A 22,606-nucleotide genomic window follows, 5' to 3' on the forward strand; every position below is an offset into this window, starting at 1 on the left:
TTACAAATAGAAAATGCTGACTATAAAAGTAAGAAATCCTAACAAAACAAAGAGGTGTGCCCATTTTCTATTCATGGAATTTCTGTCAGCTTGTACTTTTTTGGGCAAGTAATTGCCTACAATTATGATAACCAAAGCAACTAGCATAGTTGCTATTTTACGCACATCAAAACTCTCATTTAAGCCCCGATAAATAGTAGCTAGATATAGCGAAATAAAGGTAAAAGGAAATATCCATCGAATAAGGTGCTTAAAGGTTCTATTCAAGATATCTTTGGCAATGGTTGTCCAATAAATCATAACTTCTAGTAGCATCATGACAATTGGAAAAGCAGATACTATTAGAAGCTTAGGTAAAAAGAAATCGCCTTTTCCAGATAAGTCAAAGTGAATAGCTAGGTTTTCTGGTAATTTTTGATAGACCCAGATAGCATATAAAACTGGCAAGAGCATGACGCCAAGTGCCCATCCTAATTCTTGTAAACTATTTTTTTTCATTTTCGTTTCCTCCTCCAAGAGATTGAAACCAGACAAGAATTTCTTCAAAAACAGTGACATCTAAGCTGTAATATATAAAGTTCTTCTGCTTTTCTTCTATGAGCAGACCGGCTTTCTTTAGCTGAGAGAGGTGGTAGGATACCGTCGCAGGAGTCAGCTCAAAAGCTTGAGCAATTTCCCCTGCTGACTTCGGACCATGCTTGAGCATTTCCAGGATTCCCCTCCGAACTGGGTCAGCTAGGGCTTTAAGCGTTTGACTGATCCCCATGATTGAACCTTTCTTTCAGGTAAACTTTCAAAATTTTCTTGGTCAGAAAGACTAGTGCCACTACTTCTACTAAGAGCAAAGCCTCAACAGCCAGTGGCGGAAGAAAGCCTACCTGAGCCAGAGCAGGCGCTAAGTCAATCAGGGCGTGAAGTCCCAGAGCAGCTATAAAATACACTGGAGCCTTCTCCTTGACCGCCTTCCAAACCCAGAAGGTCAGAAGGATTTGAATGAGAATAGCCAAAATCCGTTCAAAAGCCAAAAGATAGATGCTGCCAGCGTTCATGGAACGGACATTGTCAATAATTGCTTGAGGAATTTGAGCCAACGTCTGAGCATTCCCCTGAGTTACTACTTGAGCTATAACCCAAAAGTTTAAGAGGCTGACAATACCAATAAACAGAGCCTCAATAGCACCATGACCTAAGCCATAGGCCACAGCATCCCCAAAGGTCAGTGGACGCTTCTTTTGCAGCCAGTAAAAGATGACCCAGCGGGCTGTTTCTTCAAAAATAGCTGCCGCAGCAATAGCATAAAGAACATATAGCCAAGGATTTTCCGTCTGCAAAGCGATAGTTCCATCAGCCTGAGGCTGTAAAACGATACGATGCAAAATATTTTCTAGAACTTGACTCGATAAATAAAAACCAACCCCCCCTAAAAGAAAGACTAATAGAGAAATGTGCTTGGTCTTTTTAAAATAAACCAAAGGAACAAGGACTGCCCCTAAAATCAGCAGCATAGCAATGATAATATGAATAGAAAGCATGAAATTTTCTCCTGAACTGTTTAGGTTTTTTTCTAAATAGATTATACATCTTCTACCAATTTTTGTCAAATCTATTTCGATTTTTTTCTAAATAACTTTCAATCTAAAAATCATCAAGCTCTACTGCAATAAAAAATACGCCCAGATTTTCATCTAAAGCGTATTGATTTGTGATTTCTATTAGATTAGTTCATATTAACCCGGTGCCATTCATTGATGACGTAGGCTAACTGACCAACTTGCTCAATTCCGACACCGCTGATCTCATCACTGGCCTCGGTGCTGCCGCCTAAATAAGCCGTATAGAGAGCTATAATATAGGGCTTCTCTTCCATGACTAATGCATCCACATTGAGCGCCTCACGAACGTAACCAGGCTTTTGATAGATGGTAATGTCACGCAGATAGCGCTTATAGTATTCACCTGGAAAGGATTCGCCTATATAATAAAGAATATCCTTGTATTTTTCCTGATTTTTAGACAAATACTCAAGGACCTGAATATAGTAGTCCGTCGTGGTCTTATTATTCTCACGGCTGATCGTCTTAATATCAGCCTTGGACTGACCGTAGCGACTAAACATATCATAGGCCTTTTCCATACCGCCCAGACGCTCTGCTAAAGCATAGGCTGGAGTATTTTCAGAATAAACCAAGGAGTATTCCTGCATATCTGATATGCTCATAGCACCGTTGAAAGCACCGACATAGTTATCATGCTCGCCCTTATATTCATAGTTTGTATTGGTAATATCAAACCGCTCGTCCATAGAAAGTTTGCCGGCAGCAACCTCATCTACTACCAGCATATTGAGAGGGAGCTTGTAGGTCGATCCCGCAGTCATAGGCTGGGTATCATTCATGGCAAAGGTCTTACCGGTCGTCAAATCCTTATATGAAAATGCAATCTGGGAGGGTTCAATTCCCATTTCGGTCATATAAGCCTGAATGACCTGAGTCAAATCCAAATTTGCATAGTCAAATCGAAGCCCCAAAGCATCCATAGTCGGACCGTCCGCCTCCATGACCTTCTGCTTCTCCTCTGGACTTTTTTCAACTGGCTTGGGCTTTTCTTCAACTGGTTTGGAATCAGGCTTGACTTTCTCCTCCTCCTGTTCTTGCTCGCCAGACTTTGCAAGTTGGGCAGCCTCTTGTGCTTTCTTTTCAATGGCCTTATTTCGTTCGGTTATAAAAAGGACGATGAAGCCCAGCAGACAAATACAAGAAACTACAGCTACGATAATAGTTACAATTTTTTTACTCAAAACATTTCTCCTAGCATTTGTATTATAAAAAATTATGAGGAAAATAACAAGTGAAATCCAGAAAAAAGGTATTTTAAGCATTAAAAAAGGCAAATCTTTAATCGATTCACCTTTTTATATATTGAAACTGCCTGTTTATTTCGCAGCTGCGTAAAGTTGGTCAACCTTTTTCCAGTTAATAACTGAGAAGAAAGCTTGAATGTAATTCGGACGAAGATTGCGGTATTTCACATAGTAAGCATGTTCCCAAACATCCAGTCCCAAGATTGGAGTTTTACCTTCTGAAATAGGAGTATCCTGATTGGCAGTTGAGGTCACTTCCAACTTGCCTTCTTTATTGACAACCAACCAAGCCCAGCCAGAACCAAAACGAGTTGTAGCCGCTGCAGTGAAAGCCGCTTTAAAGTCTTCAAATGATCCAAAAGTAGCTTCAATATCTGCTGCCAATTCTGCAGATGGTGATGTTTCTGCTGGTGTCATCAATTCCCAGAAAAGAGCGTGGTTAAGATGACCACCACCGTTGTTGATGACTGCCTGGCGGATATCAGCTGGGATAGACTCCACATCAGCCAATAATTTTTCCAAGTCTTCACCGATTTCAGGATACTTTTCAAGCGCAGCATTAACATTCGTTACATAGGTATTGTGGTGCTTATCATGATGCAAGTGCATTGTTTCTTCATCAATGTAGGGCTCCAAAGCATCGTAAGCGTAAGGAAGATCAGGTAAGATAATTGCCATTTGATAGACCTCTTTTTCTATATGATTATAAAAATGATAACGCAATCATTAGAATTTTTCAACTATTTTGCTTGTAGCTCACCCGTCGCAATCTTGAGCAGAGCCAAATCAAACAGGTAATCTTTATCATACAGCCCCGATTTAATTTGGTAATCTGTTTCGATTAGACAGGCCATAGTCTTTTTAAGAAAGGCTAAACTCAGTGAGCGAGCATCCTTTAAGGCAAACTTGACTTGATAAGGATTGACCTTGCGGCCTAGATAGTCGGACAAATCAGACACAATCTGACTCTCAGCTCTGCCATTTTCCGCTAAAACCTTAACCTGCGTAAAGATACGAAACTGCCCCAGCATAATGGCAATAAGCTTGATTTCATCCTCACCTTGAAGAGTCAAATCTCGTACCAAACTTCTGGCTTCGTCAATCTTCTGCTGCAAAATCAGCTGGGTCAGGTCAAAAATATTGTCCTGAAGAGTCTTGGGAATGGTCTCGGCAATGTCTTCTAAACCAATCTGACCGGACTCTTTATATCTTTTCAGAAAGGCTAAATTTTTACTGACTTCACTAAACTGAAAACCTGATTTCAGCAGCAATTGCTCGAAAGCTGTCGGAGCAAATTGTAAACCTTCTGCCTGCGCTTCCTTGCTGAAATAAGCCCTTAGATCTGCTTCCTTGAGTTCTTCAGCCTCAAAAATTCTCCCATCCCGTTTCAGCAGTTTGACCAGACGGCGCTTGCTATCCAATTTGCCTTCTGCAAAGATAACCAGACGAGTCGTATCTGCTGGATTTTCCAGATAACTTTCGAAAGATTTGAGTTCTTCATTAGTCAGATAGCGCTTCTTGGCTATTGTCAAATCAGCAAAATGATCCAAAATCACGATTTTTTCATCCGTAAAAAAAGGCAGACTGACCAAGTCCAACTCCACATCCTGATAGTTTGCTTCTTTCATATCGAAAATAGCAGTGTTCAAATCGCCCGGTTGAAACTGAATCTGGCGGAGAAACTGCTCCTTCAACAACTCAAACTGCCCCAAGTCATCCCCAGTCAAAATGGTCAAAGCAGGAAGATTGCTTGGTGTGATTTTTTTAATTTCCTCAATAACTAACACCGAAAGTCTCCCTTGCTTTATATTTCTTGTCAATTTTTTTCATGTATTGATTGTAACAAAAAAGAGTCGGAAAGTCTGCTATTTTCTTTGCAAACAAAATCTAATTTTTGAGTATATCCGCTATATAAATATAAACTGTTAGTGGCTTCATTTTTCTTTGTTATGAAAAGCAATCAATGCCTCATTCTGTTAAAACTTTTCTGCGAGCGACAGAGCAAAAAGAGCTGGAAAAATTCCAACTCTTTCTTTGTTTATTCTTGGTTTTCAGTTGCATCTTCTACACTGTTTTCAGCTGATGCAGCAGGTTGCTCCTCTTGAATTGGTGAAACAAAAGGATTATCCTCAACAGGTGCTTGAGTTCCAAAATCTTGAGGTGTTGACTGCTCAGATGTTTCAGCAGTAAATGGATTTTGAACTGGTTCTGTTTGCTCCACCGCTTGACTTTGATCAGAAAAAGGTTGTTGTGGCTGTTGACCAAACTGCTGTTCTTGGAAGCCACCTTGCTGTGGTTGTTGGCCAAATGGTTGGTTTTGGACAGGTTGTTGTGACTGACCAAACTGTTGACCTTGGAAACCGCCTTGCTGTGGCTGTTGGCCAAACTGTTGATTTTGAACTGGTTGTTGTGGTTGTTGACCGAATGACTGGTTTTGGACAGGTTCTTGTGGCTGTTGACCAAACTGCTGTCCTTGGAAACCACCTTGTTGCGGCTGTTGGCCAAATGGTTGGTTTTGGACAGGTTGCTGTGGTTGTTGACCAAACTGTTGTCCTTGGAAACCACCTTGCTGTGGCTGTTGGCCAAACTGTTGTCCTTGGAAACCACCTTGCTGTGGCTGTTGGCCAAACTGCTGACCTTGGAAACCACCTTGCTGTGGTTGTTTTTCATAGTTCAAACCTTGATTGTAAGGCTGTTGGCCAAACTGCTGACCTTGGAAGTTTTGCTGGCCAAATTGCTGACCGTATGAATTGTTAGCCAACTCAGGCTTAGAACCTTGGCAAAGCAAAACAATCAAAGCAACACTACATGGAAAAGATACAAGAGCTGCAATGATATTTAGACCTGGAATAATCATGGCAATCGACGGACCAATACCCAGAAATAGGAAAGCCCAATGATAGCCCGCATCTCGCAGACGGCGAACAGTGATTGCCAAATTAGGCACAAGGACAGCCAGTCCATAAATTAGCATGATAAACAAGAAAATGACACCAAATCCTGCTCCAGCTAGATAGGGCGATGGATCAGGCTCGTATCCATAATTTGCATCTTGAACTGCAGAATAAGCACTTCCCATAATAGATACAAAAAATATGATAGATAGTGGCGCGCAAATCATAGCATGACACAAAGCTACCCACCAGTAGTCAGACCGGGTAGAACGACCTGAAAAATCAGCATAATGTGTCCAGAATTTTTTATATGCAGCAAACATAGAATTCTCCTCTATAATTTTTTTATACCCATTATCTTATCACAAATGCATAAATAAATCAATATGACTTCCTGACTGAAGCTAAGCAGTCTACAAAGTATGAGTTGGTATCTTTAGCGCGGCTATCAGTGAACTGTTTCAATCCTCCAGGAATTCCAACCAATCAAACGAATGGCCCCCTGCTGGTCAGTTCGATAGATGGTTGTATGAAGCTTTTCAAAACGCTGCAAAGTTTCCTGATGCGGATGTCGATAACGATTATTCTGGCCAGCTGATATCAAGGCCAGTTTCGGCTGAATTTGCTCTAAAAACTCTGGACTGGAAGAGCCTTTGGAACCATGGTGACCTGCTTTTAAGACATCTGCAGTCAGCCGAGGAAATCGCTGCATCAGCTCAGTTTCGCCCTGCTCCTCCAAATCACCTGTAAACAAAAATTTTGTCTGAAAGAACTCCCCGTAGAGTACAATCGAATCATCATTTCCACCGTCGCCTGTCCCACTAGGATAGAGAACCTGCAAAGCCGAGTCAAATACCGGAATCTCATCTCCAACTTTTACGACATGGACAGAAGTTTCTATCTGCTCCAGCTTTTGAACAAAATCAGGCTGAGTCAAACTTCCTTTGGAAACATAGACTTCCTTGATAGAAAAATGCTTAGCTACCTCCAGCATATCGCCCATGTGGTCGGTATCGGTATGAGTCAGAATCAATACATCCAGACTACCAACCCCTCGGCTTTTGAGATAGGGAATCAAGGTCTTTTCTGCATTGGATGAAGTCTGTCGTTCTTGCCACTTCTCTTTCTTTCCTAGCTCAACTCGTCCTCCTACGTCAATCAAAATCGTCCTGCCCTGCCAGTCCCTGAGAAAAATGCTATCACCTTGACCAATATCCACCACTGTAATCTCATTTTGCAGCGGATGCTTTGTTAGAAAAAATAAGAGAAGAGCAAGCAAACTAAGAGACAAAAGCCAGCTTTTCTTTCTCCGAAAGTCATAGATTAAAGCCAAAACCAAAAGCAGAGAGACCAGTAACCAGAGGTTGGGCTTCCCAAAAATCAAAGGACGCGGAGCAAAATCAGCTACCCAACGAATCACATCTTCAAGTATCTGAAAGAAAAAATTGACTTGAGTGATTTTTATCATTGGTGACAAAATAAAAATGAGGGTTAACCCTGGCAGCATCAGCAGGTCAAAGAGTAGTGAAAATAGAAAAGTTAAAATCACGGACCAGGGCTGAAATTCAGAAAAATAGTAGATTAGTATAGGCAAAATCCCCAATGAAATAGTCAGACTTTCCGCTAAAAGCTTCCGAAACGGCGACAACTCCTCAAAATCCATCATAGAAATCAAAAAAGCATAAGCGCAGGACAAGACACCGCCAGCTGTCAGAAGAAAATTGGGCATGATGATAAAGAGAAGCATCAGTGTCAGAGCAAAATTATCCATTCTGGTCAGGCCTTGCTGGGCCAATAACTTCTGAACTAAGCTTCTGACGACAGAAACAGAAAAGCCCGTCAGTCCAGCATAGATAAATGAAAAAGGCAGCTGCAAGGTGTTTACTGTCTCCCTCTTCATCCCCAACCTTAGAAGAATTCTGCGAAAACCATCCAAAAAGAAACCTACCTGCATACCAGACAAGGCAAACAAATGGATGATACCCAAGCTAGAATAGAGGTCACTCATTTCTGCAAACTCTGTATCCAAGTCACCAAATAAGAGTCCAGTCATGTAATGACTCATTGGACTAGGAAAATTATTTCTAGTGTAAACCAGCGCTTTTCTGCGCCAGACAGACAGCCAATCGAGTGGATTAAGGCTGGAAATTGGTCTTAGTGACTGAATCTTATCGATTTTTAAGGTACGGTAAATCCCCTGACTTTTTAAATAAGCCTGATAGTCAAAGCCCGAAAAATTTCGTTGCTGCTGGGCCTGTTCAAACTCTGCTTCTATATCAAGGACGACCAAATCTGTCAGTTGCTGAAAAGCTTCCTTTTCACTGGCTGATTTGATCTTGTAGAAGACTTGATAAAGCCGACCGTCCGTTCGCCCTCGAAAGGATAGGGAATCTCCATTGACTTTGATCGTATCCGGCAAAACTTGAACCGAGCTAGCTGAAGGAGGTTCCTGCCTAAAGGCCTGCTCTGCCATTCCCCGATGAAGCAAGAAAAAGAGGACAAAAAGGGACAGGAATGCCAAAGCAGCTAGACTTTTCTTGAGAGGATAGGTCAAAAAGAGACAAAGCAGAAGGACACCCAGCCCAAAATAAGCCAAGGAACTACCAGAATAGACTGCAAAATAGGCCAATACAAGGATGAAAGCCAGATAGATAGGGGCGAGAGGTAACTTTTTAATCCACTGTGACATATTCTTTCAGTTTTTCTAAGGTCTTATCTCCAATACCTGACACTTTTTTCAGATCATCTACTGACTTGAAGCGGCCGTTGCTTTCGCGGTAGGCGATGATGTCAGAAGCCCGCTTCTGTCCGATGCCTGAAATAGTCTGCAGTTCAGCCTCTGTAGCCGTATTTAGATTGACCTTGTCTGACTTTCCACCACTGGCACCAGCAGAATCAGAAGCGCTTGCTTGATGCTGGCCAGTCTGTGTGACATCGGCGCCTTCTTCACCAATCTTTGCCACGTAGATTACTGCTTCATCCGTTAATTTTTGTGCCTGATTGATGGATTTAGCCTCAGCGTCTGCTGTCAATCCGCCAGCTTTTTGGATGGCTTCATGGACTCTCGCTCCTGCTCTTAGCTCATAGACACCAGGATTCTTGACTGCTCCCTTTATATCCACAGTGACCTGCTCGCTTTCCTCTTCGTCCGCCTTGGCCTTAGAAAGAACTTTTTTACTCTCTTCATCAGCTGAGCTGGATGAGGAAGTTACTTCCTGACTTAAGGCGGTTACCTGATTTTGCGGTTGATGATTTCCTTTGATGAGGAAAAAACCACCTAGCACAGCGCCAACTACTGCTAGACCAACAAAGAGCTTGTATTCTTTCAGCTTTTCAATGATTTCTTCAAGCATATTTTTCTCCTTTGTCTTTTTATTCGTAAAACATTCAAAAAAATGACAAACCGAGAATATTTTCAGCTTGTCATATTTTAAAATCTTTATTTTGCAAGTAGTCGTAGATAGAAAGGCCGTTGACAAAATAGGAGCTGTAATATCAATTTGCTTTGCTTATCCTGTATATCCAAGCTTCTATCTTTTGAGCTCTGCTATGTAAAAAAGCCAAGTTTGCCAAAAGGAAAACCATTATAAACGCACTTGAAATCAGAAGCAGCAGCCAAGAAACCGACTGCTGACTCAGATAAAAGACCAAGACTAAGATGAGCATAGGAAACGTCGTCAAAGCTGTGAAGCCGCCTGGTACCCAGCGACGAAAGCGAAACACTTGCATAATATGCCCCAACAGATGGAGGGTATGACAGAAGCCAATAGCCAAAACTAGCTCGGGAATACGAAATAGAATCGCAAGCAGCAAAAGGATAAAAGCCAGCAGAAATTCCTCTGCAATCATCAGAGCAATACTTTCAGCAGAAAGATAACTTCCTCTCCTAGCAATGAACATCTCCTTTTGATAGTCTTGATGATCTTGATTCTGAGTAATCCAAGGTCGAATCAGGATAATCTCATCAAACTCGTGCAGCATAAACAGTGATAAGGTTACAAAAGATAAAAATGCAAGAGACATGGCATCCTCCTTATAAAACATACCAACATTATATCCCACTCGCATAAAAAAATCAGCTCCCAAGCAAGATTGCTCAACTAGCTGATTAGTATCTTATTTTCTATGCTTATCTGGATCCCAGACAAAGCTAGCAAAGAAGCTAAAAATGATGGTCAAAATTCCAATCAAAATAGCAGGAATAAAGACAAAGGCACGTAAAATCCGCAAGAAAATATTGCCTTTCTTTTGTGTTTGGTAAGGGGCTACTTCAGCATCCAGACGGTCAAACTCAGCATGAACACGGCGAGCCACTTCCTCAACTCCCTCATCATTCATCTTCTTAATGTCTGAAATATCAATTGGATTACCAAAATTCATGTCCACGCGCTCTCCAGCTGCCAAGCCTTTGAGACTCATGGGACCAGCGTAGACTACTGGCATGATACGGACCTTAGCCATCTTAGCAATCACTGCCACTCCTCCCTTGACATCCGTAGAATGGCGGCTGCCGCTTGGGAACATAATCAGGGAACGATTACTCTTTTTCAGCATATTGACAGGGTACTTGATAGCTGACGGACCAGGATTTTCCCGGTCAATGGGAAAGGCACCACACATGCGAATCCACCAGCCGAACACCCGATTTTCAAAGAGCTGTTTCTTGGCCATGAAAATGAACTGCTTGGGTTTGGTCGCAAAAGCCATGTAAACTGGATCCCACCATGTCCGGTGAGGGGCAACCAAGATATAATTTTCATCTTTTGAAGGAATCTTTTCTTTATTGTGGTAATGCGCATTGCCGTTCAAGGTCCACAGGATAAAAATCACTAAACCTCGCAAATAAGTATAAAACATAAACTCTCCTTATTTCAAACTAAAATTTTACTTGAAATTTATTACATCCTTCCCCATTATACCCTATCCCTTTATAGTCTGCAATGTTTTTCCAAACTTTGCCTGTAACAGCGGATTCTGATAGCCATTTCCCTAAAAAAATGGTATCATTAATCTCATGAACAAGAAAGAATTAATCGGTTTAAACCAAACCCAAGTAGATGAAAAGATTTCGCAGGGCTTGACCAACGATTTTACAAGTGACACCAGCACCAGTAACTGGCAAATCGTTAAGCGGAATGTTTTCACCCTTTTTAATGTCCTTAACTTTGTTATTGCTCTAGCCTTGGTCTCTGTCCAAGCCTGGAGCAATCTGGTCTTCTTCGCAGTCATCAGCTTTAATGCCGTCACTGGTATTATTACAGAGCTGCGAGCCAAGCACATGATTGACAAGCTCAATCTGGTCAGCCGAGAGCTGGTCACAGTCATCCGCGATGGCCAGGAAGTCAAGATTCAGCCAGAAGAAATTGTTCTGGGTGACCTAATCAAGCTGTCAGCCGGCGAGCAAATTCCCAGTGATGCCCGTGTGGTAGAGGGTGTTGCCGAGGCCAATGAAGCCATGCTGACAGGGGAGAGTGACTTGGTGCTCAAGGAAGAAGGCGCCGAGCTACTGTCTGGTAGCTTTCTGGCCAGTGGGCAGATCTATGCTGAGGTGCATCATGTCGGCGCAGACAACTATGCCAACAAGCTCATGACTGAGGCTAAAACTCTCAAACCTATTAACTCGCGCATTCTATACAATCTTGCGAAAATTTCCCGCTTTACCGGAAAAATTATCATTCCTTTCGGACTGGCTCTCTTCTTTGAAGCCCTGATGATAAAGGGACTGCCTGTCAAAAACTCTGTCATTACCAGCTCGACAGCCCTCTTGGGCATGCTGCCAAAGGGAATCGCCCTCCTGACAGTCACGTCACTCCTGACAGCTGTCATTAAGCTAGGTATGCGTAAGGTTCTTGTCCAGGAAATGTATTCTGTTGAGACCTTGGCTCGTGTGGATACTCTCTGTCTGGACAAGACCGGGACAATTACCCAAGGTAAGATGACTGTTGAAGCTTTGCATAGTCTGTCAGATAAGTTTTCTGATGAGACCGTCGGTCAAATCTTAGCAGCCTACATCCAAACCAGTGAGGATAATAACCCAACTGCCCAGGCTATCCGCAAGGGATACGGCCACCTGGAGCACACCTATATTAGCGACAATGTCATCCCATTTTCTAGTGACCGAAAATGGGGCTCTATGCATTTATCAAGTGTCGGAACCATCTTTCTGGGAGCGCCCGAAATGCTGCTGGACAGCAATCCTGCAGCGGTAGGAGAGGCTCAAAAACGCGGATCGCGGGTTTTGGTGCTGGCTCACAGCGACCAAGTGCTAGATAAACACAGTATCCAACTGCCTGAAGATATGACCGCTTTAGCTGTTCTGGAAATCACTGATCCTATTCGTGAGGGAGCGGCTGAGACGCTGGACTACCTGCGCTCTCAGGATATTGATCTGAAAATCATCTCTGGTGACAATCCTGTGACCGTTTCGCATATCGCGAGCCAGGCTGGATTTACCAACTACGACAGCTACATCGACTGCTCTAAAATCAGCGATCAAGAACTGGTTGAGCAAGCAGAAGAAACAGCCATCTTCGGCCGTGTTTCTCCTCATCAGAAGAAGCTGCTGATTCAGACTCTTAAGGCCGCCGGTCGGACAACAGCCATGACGGGAGATGGTGTTAATGATATTTTAGCCTTGCGCGAAGCAGACTGCTCCATCGTCATGGCGGAGGGCGACCCCGCAACTCGGCAAATTGCCAACTTGGTTCTTCTTAACTCCGACTTTAACGATGTCCCTGAGATTCTTTTTGAAGGCCGCCGGGTCGTTAACAATATCAGCCGGATTGCTCCGATTTTCTTCATCAAGACCATATACTCCTTTATCCTGGCTATCATCTGTATCGCCAGTATCCTGCTCGGAAAATCTGAATACCTCTTGATTTTCCCATTCATTCCGATTCAAATCACCTTGATTGACCAGTTTGTCGAAGGTTTCCCACCCTTTGTCCTCACGTTTGAGCGCAATATCAAGCCGGTTGAAAAGCATTTCCTCAAACGCTCCCTGCAGCTCGCCCTGCCAAACTCCCTCATGATTATCTTTAGCGTGCTATTTGTCCGTATCTGGGGCAGCAGCCATGGCTGGAGCGACATAGAAATGACCACCCTGACCTATTACTTGCTAGGCAGCATCAGCTTCCTGTTAGTCATTCGGGCCTGTCTGCCACTCAACCTTTGGCGCAGCCTGCTTATTATCTTCTCTGTCTTTGGCTTCTATCTATCAGCCTTTGTCCTGCAGCATCTTTTGGAAATTGCGACGCTAACAGCCGCAACTTTGCCTGTCTATCTGATTCTCATGGTCATTTTCGGAATTATCTTCGTTGTCTGCACCATCAAGCAGAAATACAGATTTGATTAAGGGCTAGCTAAAAAAGAATTATCATTAAAGCTCATGGAAGAGTTTGGGACAAAAAGATTTCAATTTTTAAAAATCTTAATTATTAAGCCCTTCAAATCTATAATTAAATGCGAAAAGCGAACAAAGCAGAATTCTGATTACCAGAAAACTAGTTTTGTTCGCTTTTTATATTTAAGGCTGGACTTTTGTCCCAGACTCTTCTTTGATTGTGCAAAAACTTCCCATATCCCTTTGGAATCCTTGCTAAATCATGCTATAATTGACTTATGAACGAAGCAAAACTAAAAGACGGAGAGCGCGTCAACCAGCTCTTTTCAACGGATGTCAAGATTATTCAAAATAGTGAGGTCTTCAGCTATTCGGTAGACAGCGTGCTGCTTTCCCGCTTTCCTAAGCTACCTCAGCGGGGATTGATTGTCGATCTCTGTGCTGGAAATGGCGCTGTCGGACTTTTTGCAAGCACTCGCACCAAGGCTCAGATTTTGGCAGTCGAGATTCAGGAACGTCTGGCAGACATGGCCGAGCGCTCCATTGAGCTCAATGATTTGACTCAGCAAATGCAGGTCATTCAGGACGATCTGAAAAACCTAGGACGCTATATCACCGGCAGCAAGGTTGACATGATTCTCTGCAATCCCCCATATTTCAAAGTGGATAAGCAATCCAATCTCAATGAAAGCCAGCACTACCTTTTAGCCCGCCATGAAATTTCAACCAATCTGGAAGAGATTTGCAAGATTGCCCAGCGAGTCCTCAAATCCAATGGTCGGTTGGCTATGGTTCATCGACCAGAACGCTTTTTAGATATTTTAGATACCATGCAAGCCCACAACCTGGCTCCCAAGCGCATCCAGTTTGTCTATCCAAAGTTGGGTAAAGACGCCAATATGCTTCTTATCGAAGCTATTAAAGATGGTTCCCGCGACGGTCTAAAAATCCTACCCCCTCTCTTTATTCACAATCAGGACGGCAGCTACACTCCAGAGATTCACGAGATTTACTATGGAAAATAAAGCCTATATGTACGTGCTTGAATGCGGGGATGGCTCCCTCTACACGGGCTACACAACGGATGTCCAAGCCCGACTCAAAAAACATCAAGCTGGCAAAGGAGCCAAGTACACCCGCGCTCGGCTGCCAGTTACCTTACTTTACCAAGAAGAACACCCGAGCAAGCCGGCTGCCATGTCGGCTGAAGCCCTCTTTAAAAAGAAAACTAGACAAGCCAAACTGGCTTACATCAAAGAAAGGACTCAAAATGCCTGAAATTCAGTTCAAAGGCGACTTTCATCATATCGAAATTTCCCCAGACAGCCAGCTTGATATCGGTCAAGATGTCGTCTTCCAATCTTTTACCAGCCTCAGTGTAGCCAGTGACGCAGAACTCAAGCTAGGAAACCGGGTTTTCTTTAACGATCACTGCACTGTCCGCTGTCAGCACTCTATCGAAATCGGGAAAGACACTATGTTTGGCGATGGAGTCCGGATTTTTGACCATAACCATCAGTATTCTAATTATCACATTGAGAAGATTGATTTTACTATTGCGCCAGTCAAGATTGGAGCTAACTGCTGGATTGGGGCCAATACTGTGATTCTCAAAGGTGTGACCATTGGTGATAATGTCATCATTGGAGCCAACAGCTTGATTTTCCAGGATATTCCCAGCAACTCTATCGCTATGAGCAAGGAAGAGCTTATCATTAAGGAGCGTCCACAGGGCAATTTCCATGCCTTTACGCTCACAGCTTCTGATACCTTGGAACAATTGGCCTATTTAGCAGAAAATCTGCCAGACTTGGAATTTCACATTGCTGCTAAGACAAATATTTCTCCTTACTTAGCCAGCTTTAAAGACTATCCCAATATCAACCTCTACACCAATATCCACCAGGATGACTTTATTGAGGATTTGCTCAATAGGGCGGATATTTACTTGGATATCAATCACTGGGGAGAGGTCGACCAGATTGTCCAAAGAGCTCTCAGTAAGGGGAAGCCTGTTTTGGCTTTCAGCCAAACTGCCCACCAGCCTGAAGCAAATAGTTTACTTTTTGAAGCGAGCCAACCCCAGCAAATGGCTGATGAAATACGAAAATTAATGAAAGAAAAGGCTAGGATATAAACGTCCTAGCCTTTCTTTTGCAGTCGATATGCGTTTTATTAACTTTATTCGCCAGCAATCCCATTTGGAATGATAACTTCCTTGAGCAACTGCTCTTCTTCCTTGATACGGACATAGAGGGTGATACAGTAGAGCGGGAAGAGGATGAAAAGAGCAAAGTAAGCATGACTGAGCAGGGCCAAGCCCACCAATTCTGGTACAACATTCAGGAAATAATTAGGATGTTTGACATTGCGAAAGAGCCAGTGGTCAACAAACTTATGATCCTTAACCAGCATGAGCTTGATGGTCCAAACTGGTCCCAAGAGCTTGGCAACAAGGTAGAGCATAAACATAGAAAAGAGCAACAACACAGCTCCCAATAGACTCACCAAGTCAAAAGCTGGCTTTTTCAGCAGCAATTCCAGAAAGCAAACCGCATAAAAAAGCATGTGCAGGTACTTCATGATATTTGAGTTTTTCACCCCGTACTCCATGCCACCCTTAGCCAGAATATCCTGCTCATTCTGAGAGGATTTCCTCAAAAACACCAAACGAAAAAGCGACACAGCCACAAAAATCACTATATTGATTGTCATAAGACCTCCTAAAATTTAATAATACATTTTATTATATAAGGAATTCCGCAGCAAAGTCAAGACTGTTGTTTACAAAAATCGACCAAGATATAAAAAAGCTGCGACTAGAATTTCTAGACAAAATCCCAGTCACAGCCTCTATAAATTATTCATTTGAACCAGGTTTCTCTCACCGGTCAGACATCACAAAATTTCAACATAGGTGCTGTATTTTTCCTTGACTTTCGGAGCGATATTGTCGTCCGTCACAACTGCACTGAGATTGTCCAGCCGGTAAAAAGAATAGAAAGAATAGCTGTCAAACTTGCTGTTATCGGCTACAATGTATTTGCTGATGGCATTGTTAAGGATAATCGCATCTCCGTTGCCTTCCTCTTCATTGCTGGTCGTAACATTATGACCGTCAATGCCATTCGCCCCTATAAAGGCCTTAGAAACCTTGATTTCTTTCAAAAGATTATTGGCAAACTGACCGACAAAGGTTTGAGTCTTGGCCCGATAGCGTCCACCAATTAGAATTAAATCTAAATTGGCTCTTTCTTTTAACTTTTCAAAAATTGGCAGTGAATTGGTGACAATGCTGATATTTTTGCCATCCAAATAGTCTCCAATAAAATCCGTTGTGGTGCCTGACCCAATAAAGACCGTATCCCCGTCAGCAATCAAATCTGCACATTTACGGGCAATCTGCTTTTTCTACTCAACATTCAGCATTTGCTTTTCTGAGTGGGAAATCTCGTTGAGAGCATTTTTTACCTTCTTATGGGCTCAGCCATGCACTCGGGTCAGCATGCCCTGCTTCTCCAAATCAATCAAATCCCGACGGATGGTCATATCCGTGACGCCCAACATTTCTTTGAGGTTTTTAACAGCAACCACACCTGTTTGATCCAGTTCTTGCAGAATGATTCTATGTCTACTTTCTTTCATTTTACATTCTCCTTTTGCTCCTGAATTTCTTACAGACTCACCTTCACCTTATTATACAACAGTTCCAGCATATAAACAAAGATTTGTGAATTTTTTTATTTTAAATAGCTGATATGTTGAATTTAAATATGTAAATTAGTTAATTAGTACTATTTAATCTGTTCTACAACAAGAAAACTAGACTTTATCTATATCAGCCTAGTTTTCTTCGTTTCACTATTTGTTTTTATGGCTTACTTTATATATCATTCTAACCACAAGCTTTTATTTTTCCTTTGCAGCGTAAGCTTCATTACGTTTGATCATTTGTTTTCTGTACCAAGCAAAGATTCCTACATAAGCACCTAAGAAGATAACTGCACCGATGATTGCTTTGATATCACCAGTCGTAGTGTTACCAATAGTCCAGCCAAGTAGTTTTTCAATTGGACCTTCCAATGTAGAGTGGGTAATCAATTGAGATTGGCTAACTCCTTCTGGGAAGGCACCAACACCTTTAGCAAGCTCTGTTGCAAATGGAGCAATCAAAGTTCCTGATAGCAAGAAGAGCGGTAACAAAAGACTTCCAAAGACAATCATACGCAAGAGCTTACCACGAGTAACCACCAGAAGGGCTGGTGTTACACCCATAGCAATGATACCAGCTAGTGGCAAGATACCATTTCCGACTTTGGAAAGAAGAACTGCTTCAATCAACATGATTGGGGCAAGTACGTTAGCGCAGGCCCAGATTTCTGCACGACCAGCGATAAACGGCCAGTCCAAACCGATATTGAATTTACGTCCTTGCAAACGTTTGGTTGCTACATTTGTAATACCTTGTGAAAGTGGTTCTACAGCTGCAATGAACCATGAACCAATCAATGAGAAGAGTTCCAAGCAGACACCTGCGGTTAAACCGAGAGTCAACCAGCCTTTAATGACTAATTGCCAGGTATTCGCATCTTCTGCACCGGCTACTGGCTGAGGTGTTCCCATGATACCAATGACCACACCGAGAAGGAAACCGATAAAGAACTTAGAACCCCAGAAACCAATTTTCTTATTCAAAGCTGCGGCATCAAAGTCATATTTGTCTAGCCATGGGAAGAATTTATCAAAAATCTTATCCAAGACCATAATGACAGGATTCATCATATAGTTCATGTGAGTAGATGTCATCGGAGATGAACTTGGTGCATTCAAAAGATCATCAAAGGTAGGCTTCATCAAGTCTGAGTTGATGATTTTCAAAACACCGACCAAGACAACTGCTGCTGTCGCAATCAGCAGTGACACAGCTGGACTGACATGGTTGTTATCTGCATACCACTTAATCAAAAGTCCAGTGATGGACAAGTGCCAAATATCGAAGATATCAACGTCTAGTGTGTCTGTTTTCTTCATAACCAGCATCACGACATTGACAATCAGCATGATAAGCAAGAAATACAATGTCCATGGAGAACCCCAAGTAATGGTCGCAAGAGGAGCCCAGCCCACATCTGTGATGTTAAGCTGAATCCCAGTGTTCTCAACGAATTTTGCTAGTGAAGCTGAGAAAGCTCCATTCAGCATACCGATGATGGCTCCGATACCCGTCAAAGCGATGGCTAGCTTAATACCACCCTCCAAAGCTTTGGAAAATTTTACACCAAATAACAGAGCCAAAACAGTCAAGATAATCAGCATGACTATCGGGCCGCCCATCTTGATAATGGGATCGAAGAACTTATTCGCTATATCAATAATAGCATTCATAACAAAACCTCCTGGTTTAACCTTTTATAACCTAACTTAGACCATGCTCTTTAATGGCTGCTTCAATATTGTCATACACCGGAGCGCTCATAGCTGGAATACGAAAGAGAATCGGTCCTGCTTCAATGACAGGAATCTCTGGCGTAAAACCTAGATCTGTTGCTGCAATTGGTGTAAAGATGTCGTATCCTTGAATTAAATCTTCATTGACATCCTTGACCATAACTGCATCACAATGAACATCGTAACCACGGTTTGACAACTCTTCCTCTAAGGCACTTTTAATCTGATGGCTGGAATTTACACCAGCTCCACAGGCAGCTAAAATTTTAATCATGGTAAAACCTCCATTTAATTTATTTGATGACAGTTGAAATATAGTGAAACAACTCTTCTTCAGTGCCGCATTTAGCTAGCTCAGCTAAATTGCCTTCACTTGTGAAAAAGTCCATCAGCTGTGCCAAAATGTTTGTTTGGCTCGAGCTAGAATGGTTAATAATAAAGAACAAGAGAGAAACCTCAACGGCTTGCGTAGGAGAAATCATATTGTGGAAGGTTACAGGCTGATCCAGCTTGACAACCACCACATTTTCAGTCAAGTTATGCGCGATGTCCGTGTGAGGTATGGCAACATTCGGCAAATCTTTGCCTAAAAATTCCATATCCAAACCGGTCGGAAATGACTTTTCTCTTTCAAGTAAGGCCTTTCGATAAGAAGAAGTTACGACTTCTCTTTCTTCTAATAAATCAGCTACTTGATGAAAGAGATCTTCCTGATTATCAGCATGTAAACAAAATATCAATTTTTCATCAAATAATTGGGCAAGCGCCATTTCATCACTTCTCCTTTTTTGTTTCTTTTTGTTCGTTAATTAATTATATCATTATGTGATAGCGCTGTCAATAGTTTGTTTTGTTGTTTTTTGTTTATTTGACGAATGATTTTTATAGTTAGATGTTTGCATGCAGATAGACTATTTAACAATTCTACATAGAACAACGGATAGAATAATTCGAAAATGAAATTATAAAATCTTAAATGTTGCATAAGAGCTTTTAAGTAAAATGATTGGAAGGATTGCGTATCCCAGACAAAAAAGCTACGAAATTCGCAGCTTTTAGACTCTTAGATTGATTTTTACAAAAAGTATCAAATCAAAGAACATTGGTGTAAGAACTATATTTAGCTCTCACCTTCGGAGAAATATGCTCATCCGTCACAATTGCATCAATATTGTCTAAACGGTAGAAACTATAGAAAGAATAGCTATCAAATTTGCTGTTATCCGCCACGATATATTTTTCAATTGCATTGTTAAGAATGATGGCATTCCCATTTCCTTCTTCTTCATTGGCAGTCGTCACATTGTGACCGTCAATTCCGTTCACTCCAATAAAGGCCTTGGACACCTTAATTTCTTGCAGAAGTTTATTGGCAAACTGCCCGACAAAAGTCTGGGTCTTGACCCGATAGCGCCCTCCAATCAAAATCAAATCAAAATTTGGATAGTCCTTCATTTTTTCGAAAATAGGGAGAGAGTTGGTCACAATACTGATATTTTTCCCCTCTAAATAATCACCTATAAAATCTGTTGTGGTACCTGATCCGATAAAAACAGTGTCCCCTTCAGCAATCAGATCCGCACATTTTTTAGCAATCAGCTTCTTTTCCTCGATATTTAACATCGTTTTTTCAGAATGCGAAGCTTCATTCAAGCTATCTTTCACTTTTTTATGAGCTCCACCATGCACCCGAATCAAAAGTCCTTGCTTCTCAAGATCAATCAAATCTCGCCGAATGGTCATATCTGTTACATTCAGCAATTCTTTCAGATTTTTAACGGACACAACTCCCATCTGGTCCAGCTCTTGCAAAATCACCTTATGACGACTTTCCTTCATGTACAATCCTCCTTGTGGTTGATGTCTAGAGACTTCTCACAAAGTCTATTTTTCTTGTCAGGTTCCTTAGACACTTCAAATCACCTTAATGTCCATGTACCCTTTCTTACTTCATTATACTACAATTTTCTCATATAAACAAAAAAATGTATACTTTTTTTCAAAAAAATAGAATATTGTTTGATTATGCGTTTTCATTGTGCTTTTTTCAAACAAATCATGAGAGATATCGAGATTCTCCTCAATAAAAAAGGAGTTTGGGACAAAAAGATTTCAATTTTTAAAAATCTTAATTATTTAGCCCTTCAAATCTATAATTAAATGCGAAAAGCGAACAAATTAGAATTCTGATTGCCAGAAAACTAGTTTTGTTCGCTTTTTATATTTGAGGTCGGACTTTTGTCCCAGCCTCTCAATTGTCTTTGGATTGTCGAGCAAGACGCAGTGGTTGAGTGGGCTCTACTACGCTGATTTCATCAGCTTTTACAGCCCTACTCAACTGTGCGGAGGTGGGACGACGAAATCGAATTCTAACGAATTACCGATTTCTGTCCTACTCTCTTTCTGTTTATTTATCGCCTTTATTGCGGATAACAAAGCCGGTTTTCTTTTCGCTAGAAGTGTTGCGTGGCTTCTTGTGGTCCTTGCGGTAGCGATTTTCTTTGTCAAAACGCTCGTCTTTGCGACCTTTCTTAAATTGATCGCGACGGCCGCCTCGGTCACGGCGATTGTCATTGCTGCGACGGTTATTATTTCCGCCACGACTGCCCTTGCCTTTTCCGCCAAAGCCTCCGCCAGACGGTTTAAATGGCAATGGTTTTTCACGGGCAATTTCTACTTCAGGAAGGGCATCTGGATCCTGCACCGTCAAGCTGAGGATATACATAGCCAGCTCTTCTGGGCTGAATTCTGCTGCCAGCTTGCGGGCATCCTTGCCAAATTTCTCAAAGTTAGAACGGATACTTTCATCCGCAAAATCGCGTTCAATCTTCTTAAGGGCAACTTTTTTCTTAGCTTGGAAAGCTTCCTCTGCAGTCGCTGGCTTAAGGCCTTTCATACGCTTCTTGGTCAGATTTTCGATAATCTGCAGATAGCCCATTTCATTTGGCGCTACGAAAGTGATAGACTGACCTGACTTACCAGCACGACCAGTCCGACCAATCCGGTGAACATAGCTTTCTGGATCTTGCGGAATATCATAGTTGTAGACGTGGGTCACACCAGAAATGTCCAAACCACGCGCGGCCACATCTGTCGCCACCAAGACATCCAGATTACCGTTTTTAAAGTCGCGCAGGACTCGGAGGCGCTTGCCTTGGTCCAAATCACCATGGATACCCTCTGCTCGGAAACCGCGTATTTTCAGGCCACGAGTCAGCTCATCCACCCGGCGCTTGGTCCGACCAAAGACGATTGACAGCTCAGGCTGCTCCACGTCCATCAGGCGGGTCATGGTATCAAATTTTTCATTTTCTTTGACACGGATATAATACTGATCTACCAGCTCCGTCGTCAACTCTTTAGCAGCAATCTTGACATGCTCAGGCTCCTTCATGAACTTGACACCGATACGCTTGATAGCATCCGGCATGGTCGCTGAAAAGAGCAAGGTCTGACGTTCTTCTGGCACACGGGAAATGATAGACTCAATATCTTCCAAAAAGCCCATGTTAAGCATTTCATCCGCTTCGTCCAAGATTAAGGTTTCAATCTGATTCAGCTTAAGCGCCTTGCGTTTAATCAAATCCAAAAGACGTCCAGGTGTTCCTACGACGATATGAGCACCTGATTTGAGGGCCTTGATTTGCTTTTCGATGCTAGAGCCACCGTAGACAGAACGCACTTTGACACCCTTACTGCGGCCAAAACGGAAAAGCTCTTCCTGACTCTGCACAGCCAATTCACGGGTCGGAGCGATAATCAAAGCCTGCACAGCAGGATTATCTGTATCAATCTTCTCCAGAGTTGGAAAGCCAAAGGCTGCTGTCTTTCCTGTCCCTGTCTGGGCCTGACCAATGACATCCTTACCTGCCATAGCAAGTGGAATTGTCTGCTCTTGAATAGGACTTGCTTCTACAAAGCCAGCTTTTTCAATCTCTGCTAGTAATTCAGCAGATAAATGTAATTCATTAAATTTCAATGTTCTTCTTCTTTCTAAAGGCGGTGCGAAGCCACCTTATAAGGCTTTTGATACTCAACTATCGAAACATACCAAGCAGTTTT

21 protein-coding genes and 2 pseudogenes are annotated in these 22,606 nt (G+C 42.2%); 4 read left to right on the forward strand and 19 right to left on the reverse strand.

The genetic code is table 11. From position 1 onward, the window contains the following. The 11 genes from FFV08_08525 to FFV08_08575 all read right to left on the reverse strand — a co-directional run bounded on the left by FFV08_08525 (position 1) and on the right by FFV08_08575 (position 10,611). A complete protein-coding gene (locus FFV08_08525; GenBank protein ID QLB52641.1) occupies positions 1-498 on the reverse strand; it encodes a DUF1648 domain-containing protein in 498 nt (165 codons plus the stop codon). After that, complete coding sequence (locus FFV08_08530; protein QLB52642.1) at positions 485-766, reverse strand: winged helix-turn-helix transcriptional regulator; 282 nt, start codon at positions 764-766, stop codon at positions 485-487. Before FFV08_08530 ends, FFV08_08525 begins: the two co-directional genes overlap by 14 nt. Further along, entirely contained in the window at positions 744-1,532 is a 789-nt protein-coding gene (locus FFV08_08535; protein QLB52643.1) for a YhfC family intramembrane metalloprotease, read from the reverse strand. The genes FFV08_08530 and FFV08_08535 overlap by 23 nt, the downstream gene beginning before the upstream one ends. Positions 1,533-1,717: 185 nt before the next feature. Further along, positions 1,718-2,878, reverse strand: a complete 1,161-nt coding sequence (locus FFV08_08540; GenBank protein QLB52644.1) for a serine hydrolase — start codon at positions 2,876-2,878, stop codon at positions 1,718-1,720. Positions 2,879-2,932: 54 nt separating this feature from the next. Further along, positions 2,933-3,538, reverse strand: coding sequence for a superoxide dismutase (locus tag FFV08_08545; GenBank protein ID QLB52645.1), 606 nt, complete (start codon positions 3,536-3,538; stop codon positions 2,933-2,935). A 62-nt stretch (positions 3,539-3,600) separates the two neighbouring features. Next, positions 3,601-4,647, reverse strand: a complete 1,047-nt coding sequence (locus FFV08_08550) for a DNA polymerase III subunit delta (protein ID QLB52646.1) — start codon at positions 4,645-4,647, stop codon at positions 3,601-3,603. Positions 4,648-4,898: 251 nt separating this feature from the next. Further along, positions 4,899-6,077, reverse strand: a complete 1,179-nt coding sequence (locus FFV08_08555) for a DUF805 domain-containing protein (GenBank protein ID QLB52647.1) — start codon at positions 6,075-6,077, stop codon at positions 4,899-4,901. Positions 6,078-6,202: 125 nt separating this feature from the next. Next, positions 6,203-8,443 carry a DNA internalization-related competence protein ComEC/Rec2 gene (locus tag FFV08_08560; GenBank protein ID QLB52648.1) on the reverse strand — a complete coding sequence of 747 codons (2,241 nt, stop codon included), beginning with the start codon at positions 8,441-8,443 and terminating at the stop codon, positions 6,203-6,205. Next, positions 8,427-9,107, reverse strand: a complete 681-nt coding sequence (locus FFV08_08565; GenBank protein ID QLB52649.1) for a ComEA family DNA-binding protein — start codon at positions 9,105-9,107, stop codon at positions 8,427-8,429. The genes FFV08_08560 and FFV08_08565 overlap by 17 nt, the downstream gene beginning before the upstream one ends. A 142-nt stretch (positions 9,108-9,249) precedes the next feature. After that, positions 9,250-9,777 (reverse strand): HXXEE domain-containing protein, encoded by a 528-nt coding sequence (locus FFV08_08570; protein QLB52650.1) that lies wholly within the window; start codon positions 9,775-9,777, stop codon positions 9,250-9,252. A 93-nt stretch (positions 9,778-9,870) separates the two neighbouring features. Continuing rightward, a complete protein-coding gene (locus FFV08_08575) occupies positions 9,871-10,611 on the reverse strand; it encodes a 1-acyl-sn-glycerol-3-phosphate acyltransferase (protein ID QLB52651.1) in 741 nt (246 codons plus the stop codon). Between the two features lie 157 nt (positions 10,612-10,768). Between FFV08_08575 and FFV08_08580 the strand changes: the two genes are divergently transcribed. The 4 genes from FFV08_08580 (at position 10,769) to FFV08_08595 (ending at position 15,233) form a co-directional block, all read left to right on the forward strand. Then, positions 10,769-13,108: an HAD family hydrolase gene (locus FFV08_08580; protein QLB52652.1), complete on the forward strand. Its 2,340-nt coding sequence runs from the start codon at positions 10,769-10,771 to the stop codon at positions 13,106-13,108. Positions 13,109-13,374: 266 nt separating this feature from the next. Beyond that, on the forward strand, positions 13,375-14,121 hold the full coding sequence (locus FFV08_08585; protein ID QLB52653.1) for a tRNA1(Val) (adenine(37)-N6)-methyltransferase: 747 nt from the start codon (positions 13,375-13,377) through the stop codon (positions 14,119-14,121). Next, entirely contained in the window at positions 14,111-14,374 is a 264-nt protein-coding gene (locus FFV08_08590; GenBank protein ID QLB52654.1) for a GIY-YIG nuclease family protein, read from the forward strand. Before FFV08_08585 ends, FFV08_08590 begins: the two co-directional genes overlap by 11 nt. Further along, a complete protein-coding gene (locus FFV08_08595; protein QLB52655.1) occupies positions 14,367-15,233 on the forward strand; it encodes an exopolysaccharide biosynthesis protein in 867 nt (288 codons plus the stop codon). The genes FFV08_08590 and FFV08_08595 overlap by 8 nt, the downstream gene beginning before the upstream one ends. 44 nt (positions 15,234-15,277) lie before the next feature. Here the strand turns inward: FFV08_08595 and FFV08_08600 are convergent, their stop codons facing one another. From FFV08_08600 to FFV08_08635, 8 genes and pseudogenes are all read right to left on the reverse strand, one after another. Further along, positions 15,278-15,811: a hypothetical protein gene (locus FFV08_08600; protein QLB52656.1), complete on the reverse strand. Its 534-nt coding sequence runs from the start codon at positions 15,809-15,811 to the stop codon at positions 15,278-15,280. Positions 15,812-15,994: 183 nt separating this feature from the next. Beyond that, positions 15,995-16,741 (reverse strand): annotated as a pseudogene (locus tag FFV08_08605) (DeoR/GlpR transcriptional regulator). A gap of 264 nt (positions 16,742-17,005) precedes the next feature. After that, on the reverse strand, positions 17,006-18,481 hold the full coding sequence (locus FFV08_08610) for a PTS galactitol transporter subunit IIC (protein QLB52657.1): 1,476 nt from the start codon (positions 18,479-18,481) through the stop codon (positions 17,006-17,008). A 31-nt stretch (positions 18,482-18,512) separates the two neighbouring features. Next, positions 18,513-18,818: a PTS sugar transporter subunit IIB gene (locus tag FFV08_08615; protein QLB52658.1), complete on the reverse strand. Its 306-nt coding sequence runs from the start codon at positions 18,816-18,818 to the stop codon at positions 18,513-18,515. A gap of 19 nt (positions 18,819-18,837) precedes the next feature. Further along, positions 18,838-19,314, reverse strand: a complete 477-nt coding sequence (locus FFV08_08620) for a PTS sugar transporter subunit IIA (protein QLB52659.1) — start codon at positions 19,312-19,314, stop codon at positions 18,838-18,840. Positions 19,315-19,636: 322 nt separating this feature from the next. Further along, positions 19,637-20,383 (reverse strand): DeoR/GlpR transcriptional regulator, encoded by a 747-nt coding sequence (locus FFV08_08625; GenBank protein QLB52660.1) that lies wholly within the window; start codon positions 20,381-20,383, stop codon positions 19,637-19,639. 495 nt (positions 20,384-20,878) lie between these two features. Beyond that, positions 20,879-20,980, reverse strand: a pseudogene (locus FFV08_08630) (NUDIX hydrolase). Continuing rightward, positions 20,952-22,523 carry a DEAD/DEAH box helicase gene (locus tag FFV08_08635; protein QLB52661.1) on the reverse strand — a complete coding sequence of 524 codons (1,572 nt, stop codon included), beginning with the start codon at positions 22,521-22,523 and terminating at the stop codon, positions 20,952-20,954. Before FFV08_08635 ends, FFV08_08630 begins: the two are co-directional and overlap by 29 nt. Between the last annotated feature and the right edge of the window lie 83 nt (positions 22,524-22,606).

It is taken from the genome of Streptococcus sanguinis (assembly GCA_013378335.1).
In the GTDB taxonomy this organism is placed as follows: Bacteria; Bacillota; Bacilli; order Lactobacillales; family Streptococcaceae; genus Streptococcus; species Streptococcus sanguinis_I.

Bases quoted from the DNA above. Each gene is read 5' to 3' on its own strand.
- FFV08_08620 (QLB52659.1), bottom strand. From the start codon at position 19,314: ATGGCGCTTGCCCAATTATTTGATGAAAAATTGATATTTTGTTTACAT.
- FFV08_08585 (QLB52653.1), top strand. From the start codon at position 13,375: ATGAACGAAGCAAAACTAAAAGACGGAGAGCGCGTCAACCAGCTCTTT.
- FFV08_08540 (QLB52644.1), bottom strand. From the start codon at position 2,878: ATGCTTAAAATACCTTTTTTCTGGATTTCACTTGTTATTTTCCTCATA.
- FFV08_08625 (QLB52660.1), bottom strand. From the start codon at position 20,383: ATGAAGGAAAGTCGTCATAAGGTGATTTTGCAAGAGCTGGACCAGATG.
- FFV08_08530 (QLB52642.1), bottom strand. From the start codon at position 766: ATGGGGATCAGTCAAACGCTTAAAGCCCTAGCTGACCCAGTTCGGAGG.
- FFV08_08555 (QLB52647.1), bottom strand. From the start codon at position 6,077: ATGTTTGCTGCATATAAAAAATTCTGGACACATTATGCTGATTTTTCA.
- FFV08_08575 (QLB52651.1), bottom strand. From the start codon at position 10,611: ATGTTTTATACTTATTTGCGAGGTTTAGTGATTTTTATCCTGTGGACC.
- FFV08_08560 (QLB52648.1), bottom strand. From the start codon at position 8,443: ATGTCACAGTGGATTAAAAAGTTACCTCTCGCCCCTATCTATCTGGCT.
- FFV08_08535 (QLB52643.1), bottom strand. From the start codon at position 1,532: ATGCTTTCTATTCATATTATCATTGCTATGCTGCTGATTTTAGGGGCA.
- FFV08_08525 (QLB52641.1), bottom strand. From the start codon at position 498: ATGAAAAAAAATAGTTTACAAGAATTAGGATGGGCACTTGGCGTCATG.
- FFV08_08610 (QLB52657.1), bottom strand. From the start codon at position 18,481: ATGAATGCTATTATTGATATAGCGAATAAGTTCTTCGATCCCATTATC.
- FFV08_08600 (QLB52656.1), bottom strand. From the start codon at position 15,811: ATGACAATCAATATAGTGATTTTTGTGGCTGTGTCGCTTTTTCGTTTG.
- FFV08_08545 (QLB52645.1), bottom strand. From the start codon at position 3,538: ATGGCAATTATCTTACCTGATCTTCCTTACGCTTACGATGCTTTGGAG.
- FFV08_08615 (QLB52658.1), bottom strand. From the start codon at position 18,818: ATGATTAAAATTTTAGCTGCCTGTGGAGCTGGTGTAAATTCCAGCCAT.
- FFV08_08580 (QLB52652.1), top strand. From the start codon at position 10,769: ATGAACAAGAAAGAATTAATCGGTTTAAACCAAACCCAAGTAGATGAA.
- FFV08_08590 (QLB52654.1), top strand. From the start codon at position 14,111: ATGGAAAATAAAGCCTATATGTACGTGCTTGAATGCGGGGATGGCTCC.
- FFV08_08570 (QLB52650.1), bottom strand. From the start codon at position 9,777: ATGTCTCTTGCATTTTTATCTTTTGTAACCTTATCACTGTTTATGCTG.
- FFV08_08565 (QLB52649.1), bottom strand. From the start codon at position 9,107: ATGCTTGAAGAAATCATTGAAAAGCTGAAAGAATACAAGCTCTTTGTT.
- FFV08_08595 (QLB52655.1), top strand. From the start codon at position 14,367: ATGCCTGAAATTCAGTTCAAAGGCGACTTTCATCATATCGAAATTTCC.